Genomic DNA, 16,417 nt, shown 5'->3' on the forward strand with positions numbered 1-16,417 from the left:
TTACTTCTCCTCGGTACGGGTGTGGGTGACGGCTGGTTCGTTGCCGCCGAGCAGCAGATAGAGCACGGCCATCCGAATGGAGACACCGTTGGTGACCTGCTCGATGGCGGTGCAGCGCTCCGAGTCGGCGACCTCGGCGGTGATCTCCATACCGCGGACCATCGGCCCGGGGTGCATCACGATGGCGTGCTCCGGCATCCGCGCCATGCGGTCGCCGTCGAGGCCGTAGCGCCGCGAGTACTCGCGCTCGGTCGGGAAGAACGCGGCGTTCATGCGCTCCCGCTGCACCCGCAGCAGCATCACCGCGTCGGACTTCGGAAGGGTGCTGTCCAGGTCGTACGAGACCTCGCAGGGCCAGCTCTCGACGCCGACCGGCACCAAGGTCGGCGGGGCGACCAGGGTGACCTCGGCGCCGAGGGTGTGCAGCAGGTCGACGTTGGAGCGGGCGACGCGGCTGTGCAGGATGTCGCCGACCAGGGTGACGCGCTTGCCGGCGAGGTCCTGGCCGATGCCCGCGTCCCGGCCGACCAGCCGGCGCCGCATGGTGAAGGCGTCGAGCAGGGCCTGCGTGGGGTGCTGGTGGGTGCCGTCACCGGCGTTGATGACGACCGCGTCGATCCAGCCGGAGGTGGCGAGCCGGTACGGGGCCCCGGAGGCGCCGTGCCGGATGACGACCGCGTCGACGCCCATGGCTTCGAGGGTCTGGGCGGTGTCCTTCAGGGACTCGCCCTTGGAGACGCTCGACCCCTTGGCGGTGAAGTTGATGACGTCCGCGGACAGGCGCTTCTCGGCGGCCTCGAAGGAGATCCGGGTCCGCGTCGAGTCCTCGAAGAAGAGATTGACGACGGTACGGCCGCGCAGGGTCGGCAGTTTCTTGATCGGCCGGTCGGCGACCCGGGCCATCTCCTCGGCGGTGTCGAGGATCAGGACGGCGTCGTCGCGGGTGAGGTCGGCGGCCGAGATGAGATGACGCTGCATCTTTCAGGCTCCGTAAGGAAGTTCAGGAGATTCCGGGCAGTCAGGGGCATCGCGAGGGGACGTACGGCGCGGGGCCGCACGCGCACGCGTGCTACTGCTGGGCGGTCTGCTTCACTCCGAGCAGCACGGTGTCCCGACCGTCCTCCTCGGCGAGCTGGACCTTGACCGTCTCCCGCAGCGACGTGGGGAGGTTCTTGCCGACGTAGTCGGCGCGGATGGGCAGTTCGCGGTGCCCGCGGTCGACGAGGACGGCGAGTTGCACCGCGCGCGGGCGCCCGAGGTCGTTCAGGGCGTCGAGGGCGGCGCGGATGGTGCGGCCGGAGAAGAGCACGTCGTCGACGAGGACGACCAGTCTGCCGTCGAGGCCGTCACCGGGGATGTCGGTGCGGGCCAGCGCGCGCGGTGGGTGCATGCGCAGGTCGTCGCGGTACATAGTGATGTCGAGCGAGCCGACCGGGATCTTGCGGCCGGTGATCTCCGCCAGCTTGGCGGCTAGCCGCTGGGCGAGGAAGACGCCCCGGGTCGGAATGCCGAGGAGCACCACGTCGTCGGCGCCCTTGGCGCGTTCGACGATCTCGTGGGCGATGCGGGTCAGCACCCGCGCGATGTCGGGGGCTTCCAGAACGGGCCGCGCGTCGGCCTCGTACTGCTGCTTGTCCTGCTCAGAGTCCATAGGAAACGGACCTCCTTCTCCGCCTCACAGGACGGATCATTAAAGGACGTCGGAATTGCGCCAGCTACGGTACCAGTACGCGCAACGCACCTGATCACCCGCCTGGCGTCACGCGTCACCCGACTGCCGTAACCGCACGTCGCCCCGCATGGGAGGGCCGGGCGGGATCGTTCGGCTTGACGGGAAAGAGTAACGCTGCGTAACCTCACAGTGAGTCACCAGCCGCGCGGCTCGTCCGCACGTCGACACTGTGTCCGGGAGCTATATGTCCAGCGAATACGCCAAACAGCTCGGGGCCAAGCTCCGGGCGATCCGCACCCAGCAGGGCCTTTCCCTCCACGGTGTCGAGGAGAAGTCCCAGGGACGCTGGAAGGCGGTCGTGGTCGGTTCGTACGAGCGCGGCGATCGTGCCGTGACCGTGCAGCGCCTCGCCGAGCTGGCGGATTTCTACGGGGTTCCGGTGCAGGAGCTGCTGCCGGGCACCACGCCGGGCGGAGCCGCCGAGCCGCCGCCGAAGCTCGTCCTCGACCTTGAGCGGCTGGCCCATGTGCCGGCCGAGAAGGCGGGCCCCCTGCAGCGCTACGCCGCGACGATCCAGTCGCAGCGCGGCGACTACAACGGCAAGGTGCTGTCGATCCGCCAGGACGACCTGCGCACGCTCGCCGTCATCTACGACCAGTCGCCCTCGGTCCTGACCGAGCAGCTGATCAGCTGGGGCGTCCTGGACGCGGACGCGCGCCGCGCCGTCTCCCACGAGGAGAGCTGAACCCGACGGCTTTCGGCCGTTGAGCAGAAACGTGCCGCCGGGGTGGCCGGAACCTATGGGTTCCGGCCACCCCGGCGGCTTTTTGCGGGCCCGGAGGGCCCCAGGGGTACAGGCAGGTGAACGCCGGAGGGCCCACAGCGTGTCGCTGTGGGCCCTCCGGCGAGGTCCGCGCCCGAAGGGGCGCGGGGAACTGCGCGACCAGCCACAGGCGGCCCGCAGATCACATACGACCGCAGTTCCCCGGCGTATCCAGCGGAGCTATTCGCGGCGCAGCGTGGACTTCAGGTCCTTGAACCGGCCCAGGAGCCCGTTGACGAACGAGGGCGACTCGTCCGTGGAGAACTCCTTCGCCAGCTGCACCATCTCGTCGAGGACGACGGCGTCCGGGGTCTCGTCGACCCAGATCAGCTCGTACGCACCGAGGCGCAGGATGTTGCGGTCGACGACCGGCATCCTGTCGAGCGTCCAGCCGACCGAGTACTGCGAGATCAGTTCGTCGATGCGCCGCGCGTGCTGCGCGTAGCCCTCGACGAGTTGCATCGTGTACTCGCTGACCGGGGGCTGGCGGGTGTCGTCCCGGGAGAGCCGGATCCAGTCCCCGAGGACCGTCTGGACATCGGCCTCGCGCTGGTCGCCTTCGAAGAGGATCTGGAAGGCGCGCTTGCGGGCCGTGTTGCGGGCAGCCACGGTTAGCTGTTCACCCGGCCGAGGTAGTCGCTCGTGCGGGTGTCGACCTTGATCTTCTCACCGGTGGTGATGAAGAGCGGGACCTGGATCTGGTGGCCGGTCTCCAGCGTGGCCGGCTTGGTGCCGCCCGTGGAGCGGTCGCCCTGGACACCCGGCTCGGTCTCCTGGATGACGAGCTCGACGGCGGCCGGCAGCTCGACGAAGAGCACCTCGCCCTCGTGCTGCGCGACCGTGGCGGTGAAGCCCTCGATCAGGAAGTTGGCGGCGTCGGCGACGGCCTTGCGGTCCACCATGAGCTGGTCGTAGGTCTCCATGTCCATGAAGACGAAGTACTCGCCGTCCATGTAGGAGAACTGCATGTCGCGCTTGTCGACAGTGGCCGTCTCGACCTTGACGCCGGCGTTGAAGGTCTTGTCGACGACCTTGCCGGAGAGCACGTTCTTCAGCTTGGTGCGCACGAAGGCCGGGCCCTTGCCGGGCTTGACGTGCTGGAACTCGACGACGGACCAGAGCTGGCCTCCGTCGAGCTTGAGCACCAGGCCGTTCTTGAGGTCGTTCGTGGAAGCCACGGTTGCGGAATCTCCTGGACTGACGTGGACGACCCCGGGGCAGCCGCGACAGCTCGAAGCTAGAGCGCGAGCAGTTCCTTGGTCGTGATGGTGAGTAGCTCGGGTCCGCCGTCCGCCTCAGGGCGTACGACGAGCGTGTCATCGATCCGGACACCGCCCCGGCCCGGGAGGTGGACCCCCGGTTCGACGGTGACCGGCACGCAAGCGTCCAGTTTACCCATGGCCGCGGGGGCGAGCTGCGGGTCCTCGTCGATTTCGAGCCCGACACCGTGTCCGGTGAGCTCCGGAAGGCGGTCCGCGTACCCCGCGGAGTCCAGTACCTGGCGTGCCGCGCGGTCCACGTCACGGTAGGCGGCGCCGGGCGCCAGGGCCTCCCGTCCAGCGCGCTGGGCTGCGAAGACGAGGTCGTAGAGCTCGATCTGCCAGTCGGCCGGCGAGGTCCCGATGACGAACGTGCGGCCGATTTCACAGCGGTATCCGCGATAGACGGCGCCGAGACAAACAGAGAGGAAGTCTCCTTCTTCCACGCGCCGATCCGTGGGCCGGTGCCCTCTGCGGCCGGAGTGGGGCCCAGTGGCGACGGCGGTCGCGAAGGCGGACCCGTCGGCGCCGTGATCGACGAGCCGCCGCTCCAGCTCGAGGGCGAGATGCCGCTCCGTACGCCCGACGAGGATGGACTCCAGGAGCTCGCCGAGGGCCTGGTCGGTGATCTCGGCGGCGATCCGCAGACAGGCGATCTCCTCCTCGTCCTTGACCAGCCGGAGCTGCTCGACGGCGCCGCCGAGGTCCGCGAGGCGCAGCCGGGGCGCGACGGAGCCGATGGCGCGATGCCGGGCCACGGTCAGATGATGCTCCTCGACGGCGAGGGACTCGGCGCCCTGGGCGGCGGCGAGATCCGCGGCGGCGACGGCCGGATCACCGTCGGCCGCGGACAGCGCGTGCACGCGCAGGGCCTCGTCCGGACGGCTGCCCTCGGGGGGCCGGTCGTCCTCGGGCCCCGCCCACACGAGCAGGTCCTCACGCTTTCCCAGCAGCAGTACGGCTCCCTGCGGGGCCGCCCCCGCGAGGTACCGCACATTGGCGGCGCGGGAGACCAGCGCTCCCGCACTGCCGCCCGCGTGAATCCGCTCCCGAAGCCGCGCTCTGCGCGCCGCGTAAACCTCTGACATGCCCCGAGCGTAAGAGCGCGGCCGGATCGCCGCCGTTCGGAGAGAGCCGACTGGGCGGTGCCCGGCCGGGGCAGGCCTGGACAGCCTCCCCCGGAGCCTGGCGGGCGACGGAAGCCGACCGCGTGCGTGCGTCGCTCGCCCCGGCGGGGGCCGGGGGCCGGGGAGGCATGCCGTAGTCACCCAGGCACTGCCACCAAACAGCAGCACGGTGCAAGCTCCCACGGAACGGCAAGCCGCCTGCCGCGAGCGTCGCCCCACCGACGGCGATCACCGGGGCACTGCCCACCGACACACAGGGCGGGCCAGACCCCACCGGAACGGCAGGCCTCCCGCCGGGGAGCCGTCGCCCCACCGACGGTGACCACCGAGGCGCTACCCACCGGGCCTCGGGCAACCGACCGAGGCCCGACTCGGCTCGGCCACCCGTTCGGCCCACCCTGCCGTCTCCACGGCCCGTAGGACGGGTTACGAGGGCCTTGGGCGGCCAGGCGACGGGGGCGGGGCCCAGGCGGCGGTGGCACTCGCCTCTGCGGTCGTCGGTCAGTGACCGACGGGCGGGTGACCGCCGGCAGACGTACTCTGCCCCGCTCCCGGAGGACGGACGCCGTCTACCACTTGGGCGGGCTGGCCAGCAGGCGCGCGAGGACGTCGTCCAGGACCCGGGCCGTCGCCGGTACGTCGAGTTGGGAGTTGTCGATGATCGGGAGGCCGGAGCCGTACCAGCCCGCCATCCGGCCGTGGATGCGGGCGACCTCCTCGTCCGTGAGGCGGCGGTTGCCGGAGCGCTCGGCGTTGCGCTCCAGGACGACCTCCAGTCCGGGCAGCAGCACGACCGGCAGCAGGCCGGGCCCCACGTGCCGCTTCCAGCCGCCGAGGCCGACGACCGGACGGTCGGGGAAGACCGCGTCGTCGAGGATGCAGGAGATGCCGTTGGCCAGGAAGTTGCGCGCGGCGAATCCGCAGGTGCGCCGGGCGAGACGGTACTGCGCCTCGGAATGGTCGTTCCACCCCGACTGCGGGTCGGCGAAGCCCGAGCGGACCCATTCGCGTACGTCGTCGAGGCTGATGTGCGCGGTGGGCACCCGGCGATGCTCCGCCCAGTACTTCGCGACGCTTGTCTTCCCCGCGCCCGCGGGGCCGATCAGCAACACGGCGAGAGGCACAGAGGCAGGGTCGAGGGCGCCCGTGGCGGGCGGCGGACCCGGCGTCGGGACGAAGTCGCCCTGCGGCAGCTGCATATGGCCGGTGGTGTCGGGCGTGGGCGGCACCGGGGCATGCTGAGAAACGGGCGCGTGCTGCGGGAGGGGCGGATGCTGGGCCTGCGGAACCGGCCCCGCCGGGGCTCCCCCGGGGTAGACCGGGGCCGGTGGTCGGCTCAGCGGTGCGGAACCCGGGTGCGCGCCCGGGTGTTGCTGCCCCGCGTGCGGGGCGGCCGACGACCAGTCGGCGCCCGGTCCTTGCCCCGGCTGGTGGGGCGGCGGCAGCGGAGACCCCACTGCGTCCTGCATCCGGTGCCACTCCATCTCGTACAGGCGATTGGCGCTGGCCGGCGGGGCACGGACCCCGCTCGCCACCGAACGGTACCGTCCCGGGCCGCCGTTTGGTGAACGGCCCGGAACGGCCCGAAGTGCCCGTCGCCACAGGCGAATCGGGCCAACCGCCCGAGTGGGGAGCTACTCCCCCACTTCGCCGTAGGCGGCGAGGAGGACGGCCGGATCGGGTCCTTCCAGGACGGTCGGCTTGGCCAGTCCGTCCAGGACGATGAACCGCAGCAGGTCGCCCCGGGACTTCTTGTCGAGCTTCATGTTCTCCAGCAGCTTGGGCCACTGGTCGTACCGGTAGTGCAGCGGCAGACCCACGGACTCCAGGACCGTGCGGTGCCGGTCTGCCGTCGCGTCGTCCAACCGGCCCGCGAGGCGGCCCAGTTCGGCCGCGAAGTGCATGCCGACGGAGACGGCCGCGCCGTGCCGCCACTGGTAACGCTCGTTCTTCTCGATGGCGTGCGCGAGCGTGTGCCCGTAGTTGAGGATCTCCCGCAGGCCCGACTCCTTCAGGTCCGAGGAGACGACCTCCGCCTTCACCTTGATCGACCGCTCGATCAGCTCGGCGGTGTGCGGCCCTGCCGGGCTGCGGGCGGCCTGCGGGTCGGACTCGATCAGCTCCAGGATCGCCGGGTCGGCGATGAAACCGGCCTTGATGATCTCCGCGAGCCCGGACACGTAGTCGTTGACCGGGAGCGAGTCCAGCGCGGCCAGGTCGCACAGCACACCGGCGGGCGGGTGGAAGGAGCCGACGAGGTTCTTGCCCTCGGCGGTGTTGATGCCGGTCTTGCCGCCGACCGCCGCGTCCACCATCGCGAGGACCGTCGTCGGGATCGCGATCCAGCGCACCCCGCGCAGCCAGGTCGCGGCCACGAAGCCGGCCAGGTCGGTGGTCGCCCCGCCGCCGACACCGACGATGACGTCGGTGCGGGTGAAGTTGGACTGGCCCAGTGCCTTCCAGCAGTAGGCCGCCACCTCCGCGGTCTTGGCCTCCTCCGCGTTCGGCACCTGGATGGCGACCGTCTCGAAGCCCTGGCCCGCCAGGTCGGCGCGCAGCGCCTCACCGGTCTCCGCGAGCGCCTCGGGGTGGATCACCGCGACCCGCTTCGTCCTGGGCCCGATCAGCCCGCCCAGCTCCTCCAGGAGTTGGCGGCCGATCAGGACCTCGTACGGGTCGCTGCCCGCCGTGCCTCCGACCTGGATCCGCGTCACTGCCTCGCTGCTCATGCTGACTTCAACTCCAGTGCGTCCAGGACGGCTTGGGTGACCTCTTCGGGCGTGCGGCCATCGGTGGCGACGACCGCGTCGGCGACCTCCGTGTACAGGTGGCGACGGGCCTCCATCAGCTCCCGCCACTGCCGGCGCGGATTGACCGCCAGCATGGGGCGGGCCGCGTTCAGGCCGGTGCGCTGGACCGCTTCATCGACGTCCATCGACAAATAGACGACCCGGTGCCCGGCCAGCAGCTCGCGGGTGTCCTCGTCGAGGATCGAGCCGCCGCCGAGGGCGAGTACGCCGTCGTGCTCGGCCAGTGCCCGCCGGACCGCCTGCTTCTCGACGGCCCGGAACACCGGCTCACCCTCGTCGACGAAGATGTCGGCGATCGTGCGGCCCTGTTCGGCGACGATGTCGTCGTCGGTGTCCCGGTACGAGCAGTCGAGCCGCCCGGCCAGCAGCCGTCCGACGGTGGACTTGCCGACGCCCATCGGCCCGACCAGAACAATCTGCACCGCGCTCACCGGACGATCAGGTGTTCGAGGTAGGACTCCACATTGCGGCGCGTCTCGGGCACGCTGTCGCCGCCGAACTTCTCCACGACCGCGTCGGCCAGGACCAGGGCCACCATCGCCTCGGCGACGATCCCGGCCGCCGGGACCGCACACACGTCGGAACGCTGGTGGTGGGCCTGGGTGGCCTCACCGGTGACCACGTCGACGGTCTGCAGGGCCCGCGGCACGGTCGCGATCGGCTTCATCGCCGCCCGTACGCGCAGCAGCTCACCTGTGGACAGGCCGCCCTCGGTGCCACCGGAACGGCCGGTCGCACGCCGGATGCCGTCGTCGGTGGGGACGATCTCGTCGTGCGCCTTCGAGCCCGGCACGCGCGCGAGGTCGAAGCCGTCGCCGACCTCGACGCCCTTGATGGCCTGGATGCCCATCAGCGCGGCTGCCAACCGGGCGTCCAGGCGCCGGTCCCAGTGCACGTGCGAGCCCAGGCCCACGGGCACGCCGTACGCCAGCACCTCGACCACACCACCGAGGGTGTCGCCGTCCTTGTGGGCCTGGTCGATCTCCGCGACCATCGCCTTCGACGCGTCGGCGTCCAGGCAACGCACCGGGTCCGCGTCCAGCTTCTCCACGTCGGAGGGCTTGGGGTAGACGCCGTAGGGGGCCTTCGCCGCTGCCAGTTCGACGACGTGCGAGACGATCTCGATCCCGGCAGCCGCCTTCAGGAACGAGCGGGCCACCGCGCCGAGCGCCACCCGCGCGGCCGTCTCGCGCGCGGAGGCGCGTTCCAGGATCGGGCGGGCCTCCGCGAAGCCGTACTTCTGCATCCCGGCGAGGTCGGCGTGGCCGGGGCGGGGGCGGGTCAGTGGGGCGTTACGGGCGAGCCCGGCCAGGATCTCCGGATCCACCGGGTCGGCCGCCATCACCTGCTCCCACTTCGGCCACTCGGTGTTGCCGACCATCACCGCGACCGGCGAGCCCATCGACAGACCGTGCCGCACGCCGCCGAGGAAGGTGATCTCGTCCTGCTCGAACTTCATCCGGGCACCGCGCCCATAGCCAAGCCGCCGCCTCGCCAGGTGGTCCGCCACCAGCTCCGTGGTGATCGGCACGCCGGCGGGAAGACCCTCCAACGTCGCGACAAGAGCGGGACCGTGGGACTCCCCCGCGGTCAACCAGCGCAACCTGCTCAACGGTGCTCCTCATACTCGCGCCCTGGGACTGCCCTGCGTACGCGCGTCCTCGCGTACGGCGACGGCGTGACCGGGTGCGCGGCCCTGGCCCGCCACCTCCCGATCCTCCCACGTCCGGGCCGAATGCCTGATCGGCGGTCCAGCAGCCGGACGCGGCGCCGTATCGGGTCAGCGGTCGGCGAGTGCCTTCTCGCCCGCCCTGCGCATGGCGCCCAGCGGGCCCGGGACGCGCCCGGTCATCTGTTCCACCTGAAGCACCGCCTGGTGCACCAGCAGGTCGAGCCCGCTCACGACCGCCCCGCCGTACGCCGACCAGCGGGCCGCCAGATCGGTCGGCCAGGGGTGATAGAGCACGTCGAAGAGGGTCGCGGGCCGTTCCGGCACGACACGGGACAGTTCGTCCGTAGCCCCGGCCGGGGTGGTGGCGATCACCAGCGGGGCGTGCAGCGCCCGTGCCGCGTCCGCCCAGTCCGCCGTGCGGACCTCGACGTCGAGGCGTTCGCCCCACTGCCGCATCTCGGCGGCCCGGGCCTCGCTGCGGACGTAGACGACGACCTCGCCGGTGCAGATCCGCGCGAGCGCGGCGAGCGCGGAGGAGGCGGTGGCGCCGGCGCCGAGGATCGCGGCGGAGTCGACCTGTTCGATGCCGTGCTCGCGCAGGGCGCCCACGATCCCGGGGATGTCGGTGTTGTCCCCGACGCAACGCCCGTCCGCGTCGAACACGACGGTGTTGACGGCCTCGACCGACGCGGCCGTCTCGCTGACCTCGTCGAGCAGCGGAATGACCGCCCGCTTCAGCGGCATGGTGAGAGACAGCCCCGCCCACTCGGGCCCGAGACCTCCCAGGAACTCCGACAGCCCCGCCTCGTCGACCTCGAAACGGTCGTACGTCCAGTCGGTGAGCCCCAGTTCCTCGTACGCCGCGCGGTGCAGCACCGGCGAGAGGGAGTGGGCGATGGGAGAACCGAGCACGGCGGCCCGGCGGGTGTCAGCTGCCCTTGCTCTCATTGAACTTGTCCTTGAGCTTCTGGAATTGCGCGTGGGTCTTGGCAAATTCGGTCTTGCTCACGCCGTCGGTCGCCACGAAGTAGTACCAGCCATCGTCGGTCGGATTCAGCGTCGCCTTCATCGCCACATCACCCGGGTTCCCGATCGGACCAGGTGGCAGACCCTTGTTGGTGTACGTGTTGTACGGGTCCTTGTTGCTGTTGATCTCCGACTCGCTGATTTCGATGTTGCTCTCGTTCTTCACATAGTTGAAGGTCGAGTCGAACTGCAGGAAGCCGTAGGTCTCGGGGTTCGAGTAATCGAGGCGGTTGTAGACCACCTCGGCCATCTTGCGGTAGTCGTCGATGGTCTTGCCCTCGGCCTGGACGAGGCTCGCCACCGTGAGGACCTGAAGCGGGCTGTCGAGTTTGAGCGCCTTGGCCTTGGCTTCGAGGTCTAGCGCGTCGTACTTGGCGGCCGCCTGCGTGACCATTTCCTTCAGGACTTCCGCGGGTTTCATCCCCTTGGCGGCGGGATAGGTCGCCGGGTAAAGGAAACCTTCCAGCGGGTCCTTGATCTTCTTGTTGTCGTTCGCCCAGTCCGGCAGACCAAGGCTCTTGTAATCTTTTTTCGCCACCTTCTCGGTGGTACCGACGGAAAGCCCTAGCTGTTTGTCGATCTTCTCGTAGACCTGGACGTTGCGCAGTCCGGGGGCAACGATCAGGTTGTTCTGACTCTTGGGGTCGAGCATCATCACGACGGCACTCTTGGCGGACATCTCCTTGTTCAGGACATAGACGCCGGCCTGGATCTTCTTCCCGTCGGGATTCTCCGACTGCGCGGAGACAAAGGCGTCGACACTCTTGACGACACCTTTCGCTTTCAGCGCCTGGGCGATTTCGTAACCGCCCGCACCTTTGGGAATCTCGACGGTTACCGTCGCACTCGTACCGTCACCCGCGTAGTCGGGAGCCGCGCCGAAACGGCTTTGGTAGAACTGGTACCCGAAATACCCGACTCCGGCGATGCCGCCACCGAACACCAGAACGACCACCAGGCAGGCGGTCCCGGTGCGGCGCTTCTTGCTCTTCCCGTTCTTCCCGCCCTTGCCACTCTTGGCGCCGTCCCGGCCCTTCCGGTCGCCACGGCCCCGACGCCCCTCCGCCTCGTCCTCGGGCTCGTCGTCATCGTCACCGTCCGCGAAGAAGGCGTGTTCGCCCTGGTCGGGGCCAGGGTCCCAGCCGGTCTGCGGTTCCGGTTCCGGCGCCGGCGCGGGTTCCGGCTCGCCACCGCGCCTGGCCGGCGGCTCGGGAGGGGGGTAGGCGTCAGGCGTGCCGTAGTAGTCGGGCTGCTCACCGCCGTACACGGCGGCCTGCTGGGCGTACGGGTCCGTGGGGTCGGCGACGTACGGGACCTGCGCCTGCTGACCGGCGTCCCAGCCGCCGTTCGCGTACTGCTGCTGGCCCTGATCGCCGTACTGCTGCTGGTGGGCCTGATCGCCGTACTGCTGCGGGTACTGCTGGGGGTACTGCTGCGGCTGTTGGGGCTGCTGCTGATACTGCTGGTCCGGGTACTGCTGGCCCGGGTACTGCTGCTGCGCCTGACCGTAGGCGGCCTGCTGGCCGTCGGTGCCCCAGTCGCCGTACTGCTGCTGTTGCGACTGCTGCTGCGGGTATTGCTGCGGCTGGCCGCCGTAGGAGGACTGGTCGGCCTGGGCCTGCTGTCCTTCCCATCCGGCGTCCCCGTACAACGGGTCCTCCGGATGCCACGGTTCGGAGCCTGGGCCCCGGCCATACTCAGTCATCAATCCCCTAGAGCCGCGAGGCGGCCGATCACGCGGCCCCCACTCCGCCGCTACCGTTCCGCCTCTTACTGTGCGGCTACTGTTCGAACAGAGCCACAATCGCGCGGAACGTTACCGTATCGCGATCAGATGACCACTTCGACGCCCTCGCCGGGGGCTTTACCTGACACCCGTTCGGATTCCAGAGCCTGCTGCAGGATGATCACGGCCGCGGCCTGGTCAATGACCGATCTGCCCTTTTTCGATTTCACACCCGAGGCGCGCAGTCCCTGACTGGCCGTCACCGTCGTCATGCGCTCGTCCAGCAGCCGCACCGGGATCGGCGTGATCAGACCGGCCAACTGCTGGGCGAACCCGCGGACCTTCACGGCGGCGGGGCCCTCGCCCCCCTTGAGGGAGCGAGGGAGGCCGACGACGACCTCGATGGGTTCGTACTCCTCGACGAGTTGCTTCAGCCTGCGCTGAGCTGCGGGAACGTCCCGGCCCGGGACCGTCTCCACCGGAGTGGCGAGGATCCCGTCGGGGTCGCACGAGGCGACCCCGATCCGGGCGTCCCCGACGTCGATCGCGAGTCGACGGCCGCGACGCATGGTGTTGTCGTCGGCGCTCACTTGGCCGTTTCCGCCACGAGGCGCTCGACGGCGTCGACGGCCTCGCCGACAGCGGCCGGGTTCTGGCCACCGCCCTGGGCGACGTCCGGCTTGCCGCCACCGCCGCCACCGAGGGTCTTGGCGGCCGTACGAACCAGGTCGCCCGCCTTGAGACCGCGCTCGCGGGCGGCCTCGTTGGTGGCGATGACCGTCAGCGGCTTCCCGTTGGCCGTGGTGAAGAGGGCGACGACGGCAGCCCGGCCGCCCTGGATGCGGCCCCGCACATCGAGGACCAGCTTGCGCAGGTCATCGGCGCTCGTGCCGTCCGGGACCTGGCCGGTGACCAGGGCGACCCCCTTGACGTCCTTGGCGCCCTGGGCGAGACCGGCGGCGGCCTGGAGGACCTTCTCGGCGCGGAACTTCTCGATCTCCTTCTCGGCCTCCTTCAGCTTGCCGAGCATGGCTGAGATCTTCTCCGGAAGCTCCTCCGGGCGGCCCTTGACCAGCTCCTGGAGCTGGGCGACGACCGTGTGCTCCCGGGCCAGGAAGTTGTAGGCGTCCACGCCGACGAGAGCCTCGATACGCCGGACACCCGAACCGATGGACGACTCGCCGAGCAGCTTGACCAGACCGAGCTGCGAGGTGTTGTGGACGTGCGTACCGCCGCACAGCTCCTTGGAGAAGTCGCCGATGGTCACGACGCGCACGCGCTCGCCGTACTTCTCGCCGAACTCGGCGATGGCGCCCTGCTTCTTGGCCTCATCGAGGCTGAGGATCTCGGCGTGCACGTCCAGGTCGCGGGCGAGCACCTCGTTGATCTGCTGCTCCACGTCGGTCATCACGGCCGTCGGGACGGCGGACGGGGAGCCGAAGTCGAAGCGGAAGCGGCCGGGCTGGTTCTCGGAACCGGCCTGGGCGGCCGTCGGGCCGAGGGCGTCGCGCAGGGCCTGGTGGGTGAGGTGGGTGGCCGAGTGGGCGCGGGCGATGGCCGTGCGGCGGCGCACGTCGATGGCGGCCTGGGCCTTGGCGCCGACGGTCACCTCACCGACCTGGACGACGCCCTTGTGCACGTACACGCCGGGCACCGGCTTCTGGCAGTCGCGGATCTCGATGACGGCACCGGTGTCGATCCTGATGCGGCCGGTGTCGCCGATCTGACCGCCGCCCTCGGCGTAGAACGGGGTGCGGTCGAGGACGATCTCGACCTCGTCGCCCTCGGTGGCGGCCGGGGAGGACACACCGTCGACGAGGATGCCGACGACCGTCGACTCGCCCTCGGTGCGGTCGTACCCGAAGAACTCGGTCTCACCGGCGGCGTCGGAGATCTCGCGGTAGGCGCCCATGTCGGCGTGCCCGGTCTTTTTGGCCCTGGCGTCGGCCTTGGCGCGGTCCCGCTGCTCCTTCATCAGGCGCCGGAAGCCGTCCTCGTCCACGGAAAGGCCCTGTTCGGCGGCCATTTCGAGAGTGAGGTCGATCGGGAAGCCCCAGGTGTCGTGGAGCAGGAAGGCCTTGTCGCCGGCGAGGACCTTGCCACCGGCGGCCTTGGTCTCCGTGACGGCGGTGTCGAGGATGTTGGTGCCGCCCTTGAGGGCCTTGAGGAAGGCGGCCTCCTCGGCGAGGGCCACGGTCTCGATTCGCTTGCGGTCGGTGACGAGCTCCGGGTACTGCCGGCCCATCATCGCGATCACGACGTCGATGAGGTCCTGGACGACCGGGCCGGTGGCGCCCAGCAGTCGCATGTTGCGGATGGCGCGGCGCATGATGCGGCGCAGCACGTAGCCACGGCCCTCGTTGCCGGGCGAGACGCCGTCGCCGATGAGCATCACGGACGTACGCATGTGGTCGGTGACCACGCGCAGGGAGACGTCCGAGGCGTGGGCGTCGCCGTAGCGGACACCGGTCAGCTCGGTGGCCTTGTCGATCACGGCCATGGAGGTGTCGATCTCGTACAGGTTCTGCACGCCCTGCAGAATCATGGCGAGTCGCTCGAGGCCGAGGCCCGTGTCGATGTTCTTGCTCGGCAGGTCGCCGAGGATCTCGAAGTCCTCCTTCGAGGTGCCCTCGCCCCGCTCGTACTGCATGAAGACGAGGTTCCAGATCTCCACGTACCGCTCGTCGTTGACGGCCGGGCCGCCCTCGACGCCGAACTCGGGGCCGCGGTCGTAGTTGATCTCGGAGCAGGGTCCGCACGGTCCGGGGACGCCCATGGACCAGAAGTTGTCCTTCTTGCCCAGGCGCTGGATGCGCTCGGCCGGGACGCCGATCTGCTCGCGCCAGATCTGCTCGGCCTCGTCGTCGTCGAGGTAGACGGTGATCCAGAGCTTCTCGGGCTCAAGGCCGTAGCCACCGTCCGCGACGGAGTTGGTGAGCAGGTCCCAGGCGTACCTGATGGCTCCTTCCTTGAAGTAGTCACCGAAGGAGAAGTTGCCGCACATCTGGAAGAAGGTGCCGTGCCGGGTGGTCTTGCCGACCTCTTCGATGTCGGGCGTACGCACGCACTTCTGCACGCTGGTGGCGCGCGGGGCGGGCGGCTTCGTCTCACCGAGGAAGTACGGCTTGAAGGGGACCATGCCGGCGTTGACCAGGAGCAGAGTCGGGTCGTCCGCGATGAGCGACGCCGAAGGAACGACGGTGTGCCCGCGCTCCTCGTAGAAGCTCAACCAGCGGCGACGAATCTCGGCCGACTCCATCAGTGGTCCTCATTCCGGTTGTACGAGTGCTTGTTGTCCAGCATCCCGTAGAGCTTCTCGTCGTGCTTCTGGTTTTCCGGCCCGCGGTCGAGGGCGGTGAGCCGCCGCTGCGGGGGCAGGCCCCGGCCCGGGGGTTCGGCGATCCCGAGGGCCTCGCCCAGTTCGGCCTCGCGCTGGGCCATCCCGGCCCGCACGTCGAGGGCGAAGTCCTTGACCCGGTGGCCGGCCTCGATCGCCTTGTTGGCGGCCTGCGCGGCCAGGTGCTCGGGGGTCAGCTGCCGGATCTTGCGGTTGACCTTGGTGGTGGCCCACACACCGGCCGCGGCGCCCGCGGTGAACCAGAACGTACGGCGGAACATGCGGGGTTCAGCCCTTCTGCCTGCGGCGCTTTCGGCCCTTCGGGGCCGCTACGGTGCGGCCGACGATGACGGTGCGCCGGGCCCGCTCGGGCTCGGGCGCCTCGTCGGCCCTGGTACGGCTCATCGCCCGGCGTACGCCGTAGCCGAACGCGGCGACCTTGACGAGCGGGCCGCCGAAGGTCGAGGCCACGGTGGTGGACAGCGCCGACGCGTTGGAGGTGACCTCCTGGACGTCGGTGGCGATGGCGTCGACCCGGTCGATCTGTGTCTGCGCGGAGCGCACGGCCTGGGAGGCGTCGGCCAGCAGCGGCACCGCCTGTTCCGTCACCTCCGCGACCAGCTTGGTGGTCGCCCTGAGCGTCTGGGCCAGCCTCACCAGCGCCACGGCGAGGAAGGAGACCAGGATCGCCCAGAAAACGGCCACCAGGATCCCGGCAACCTCTCCACCGGTCACAACCGCACCGCTCTCTGCGCTCGTAGATCGACTGAAGTTCTGGGGGTCCTTCACTTCAGCTCCGGATACTTCGAAAGTCGCCCCCGACCCTATCGCGCCGGAGGTGGCTCTCCGTACCCGGACAGGGCCTGCCGGGACGGCGGTTGTACGGGAGCGAAGCCCTACGCGAAAGCCCGCCGCTCCCCCGCCGGTGAGGGCGGGGAAACGACGGGCCGAGGCGCGAAGCCGGT

At 70.0% G+C, this 16,417-nt stretch carries 16 protein-coding genes; 1 reads left to right on the forward strand and 15 read right to left on the reverse strand.

Going from position 1 to position 16,417, the window contains the following annotated elements; all coding sequences use genetic code 11:
- Both G3I71_RS15285 and pyrR read right to left on the reverse strand, forming a co-directional pair.
- Entirely contained in the window at window positions 1–978 is a 978-nt protein-coding gene (locus G3I71_RS15285; protein WP_164315014.1) for an aspartate carbamoyltransferase catalytic subunit, read from the reverse strand.
- A 91-nt stretch (window positions 979–1,069) separates the two neighbouring features.
- Entirely contained in the window at window positions 1,070–1,651 is a 582-nt protein-coding gene (gene pyrR, locus G3I71_RS15290) for a bifunctional pyr operon transcriptional regulator/uracil phosphoribosyltransferase PyrR (protein WP_164315016.1), read from the reverse strand.
- Window positions 1,652–1,916: 265 nt separating this feature from the next.
- Between pyrR and bldD the strand changes: the two genes are divergently transcribed.
- On the forward strand, window positions 1,917–2,417 hold the full coding sequence (gene bldD / locus G3I71_RS15295) for a transcriptional regulator BldD (RefSeq protein ID WP_003956405.1): 501 nt from the start codon (window positions 1,917–1,919) through the stop codon (window positions 2,415–2,417).
- Between the two features lie 258 nt (window positions 2,418–2,675).
- Here bldD and nusB read toward each other — a convergent pair whose 3' ends face one another.
- The 13 genes from nusB to G3I71_RS15360 all read right to left on the reverse strand — a co-directional run bounded on the left by nusB (window position 2,676) and on the right by G3I71_RS15360 (window position 16,187).
- Window positions 2,676–3,104, reverse strand: coding sequence for a transcription antitermination factor NusB (nusB, locus tag G3I71_RS15300; RefSeq protein ID WP_164315018.1), 429 nt, complete (start codon window positions 3,102–3,104; stop codon window positions 2,676–2,678).
- A gap of 2 nt (window positions 3,105–3,106) precedes the next feature.
- Complete coding sequence (gene efp, locus G3I71_RS15305) at window positions 3,107–3,673, reverse strand: elongation factor P (RefSeq protein ID WP_006382090.1); 567 nt, start codon at window positions 3,671–3,673, stop codon at window positions 3,107–3,109.
- Window positions 3,674–3,732: 59 nt separating this feature from the next.
- Window positions 3,733–4,842, reverse strand: coding sequence for an aminopeptidase P family protein (locus G3I71_RS15310; RefSeq protein WP_164315021.1), 1,110 nt, complete (start codon window positions 4,840–4,842; stop codon window positions 3,733–3,735).
- Window positions 4,843–5,450: 608 nt separating this feature from the next.
- The gene (locus G3I71_RS15315) at window positions 5,451–6,350 is read right to left on the reverse strand and encodes a Pro-rich N-terminal domain-containing protein (protein ID WP_164315023.1); all 900 of its coding nucleotides are present in this window, start codon (window positions 6,348–6,350) and stop codon (window positions 5,451–5,453) included.
- 165 nt (window positions 6,351–6,515) lie between these two features.
- On the reverse strand, window positions 6,516–7,610 hold the full coding sequence (gene aroB / locus G3I71_RS15320; RefSeq protein ID WP_164315025.1) for a 3-dehydroquinate synthase: 1,095 nt from the start codon (window positions 7,608–7,610) through the stop codon (window positions 6,516–6,518).
- On the reverse strand, window positions 7,607–8,089 hold the full coding sequence (locus G3I71_RS15325) for a shikimate kinase (RefSeq protein WP_164315256.1): 483 nt from the start codon (window positions 8,087–8,089) through the stop codon (window positions 7,607–7,609). Before G3I71_RS15325 ends, aroB begins: the two co-directional genes overlap by 4 nt.
- A gap of 29 nt (window positions 8,090–8,118) precedes the next feature.
- The gene (aroC, locus tag G3I71_RS15330; protein ID WP_164315027.1) at window positions 8,119–9,303 is read right to left on the reverse strand and encodes a chorismate synthase; all 1,185 of its coding nucleotides are present in this window, start codon (window positions 9,301–9,303) and stop codon (window positions 8,119–8,121) included.
- A gap of 168 nt (window positions 9,304–9,471) precedes the next feature.
- Window positions 9,472–10,311 carry a shikimate dehydrogenase gene (locus G3I71_RS15335; protein WP_164315029.1) on the reverse strand — a complete coding sequence of 280 codons (840 nt, stop codon included), beginning with the start codon at window positions 10,309–10,311 and terminating at the stop codon, window positions 9,472–9,474.
- Window positions 10,292–12,094, reverse strand: coding sequence for an endolytic transglycosylase MltG (gene mltG, locus G3I71_RS15340; RefSeq protein ID WP_164315260.1), 1,803 nt, complete (start codon window positions 12,092–12,094; stop codon window positions 10,292–10,294). The genes G3I71_RS15335 and mltG overlap by 20 nt, the downstream gene beginning before the upstream one ends.
- A 125-nt stretch (window positions 12,095–12,219) precedes the next feature.
- On the reverse strand, window positions 12,220–12,684 hold the full coding sequence (ruvX, locus tag G3I71_RS15345; protein ID WP_164315258.1) for a Holliday junction resolvase RuvX: 465 nt from the start codon (window positions 12,682–12,684) through the stop codon (window positions 12,220–12,222).
- 17 nt (window positions 12,685–12,701) lie between these two features.
- On the reverse strand, window positions 12,702–15,374 hold the full coding sequence (gene alaS, locus G3I71_RS15350; RefSeq protein ID WP_164315031.1) for an alanine--tRNA ligase: 2,673 nt from the start codon (window positions 15,372–15,374) through the stop codon (window positions 12,702–12,704).
- Window positions 15,374–15,733 carry a DUF6167 family protein gene (locus G3I71_RS15355; RefSeq protein WP_164315033.1) on the reverse strand — a complete coding sequence of 120 codons (360 nt, stop codon included), beginning with the start codon at window positions 15,731–15,733 and terminating at the stop codon, window positions 15,374–15,376. The genes alaS and G3I71_RS15355 overlap by 1 nt, the downstream gene beginning before the upstream one ends.
- Before the next feature lie 7 nt (window positions 15,734–15,740).
- Window positions 15,741–16,187 carry a DUF948 domain-containing protein gene (locus tag G3I71_RS15360; protein WP_164315035.1) on the reverse strand — a complete coding sequence of 149 codons (447 nt, stop codon included), beginning with the start codon at window positions 16,185–16,187 and terminating at the stop codon, window positions 15,741–15,743.
- Between the last annotated feature and the right edge of the window lie 230 nt (window positions 16,188–16,417).

Source organism: Streptomyces sp. SID12501 (genome assembly GCF_010550245.1).
Taxonomy (GTDB): Bacteria; Actinomycetota; Actinomycetes; order Streptomycetales; family Streptomycetaceae; genus Streptomyces.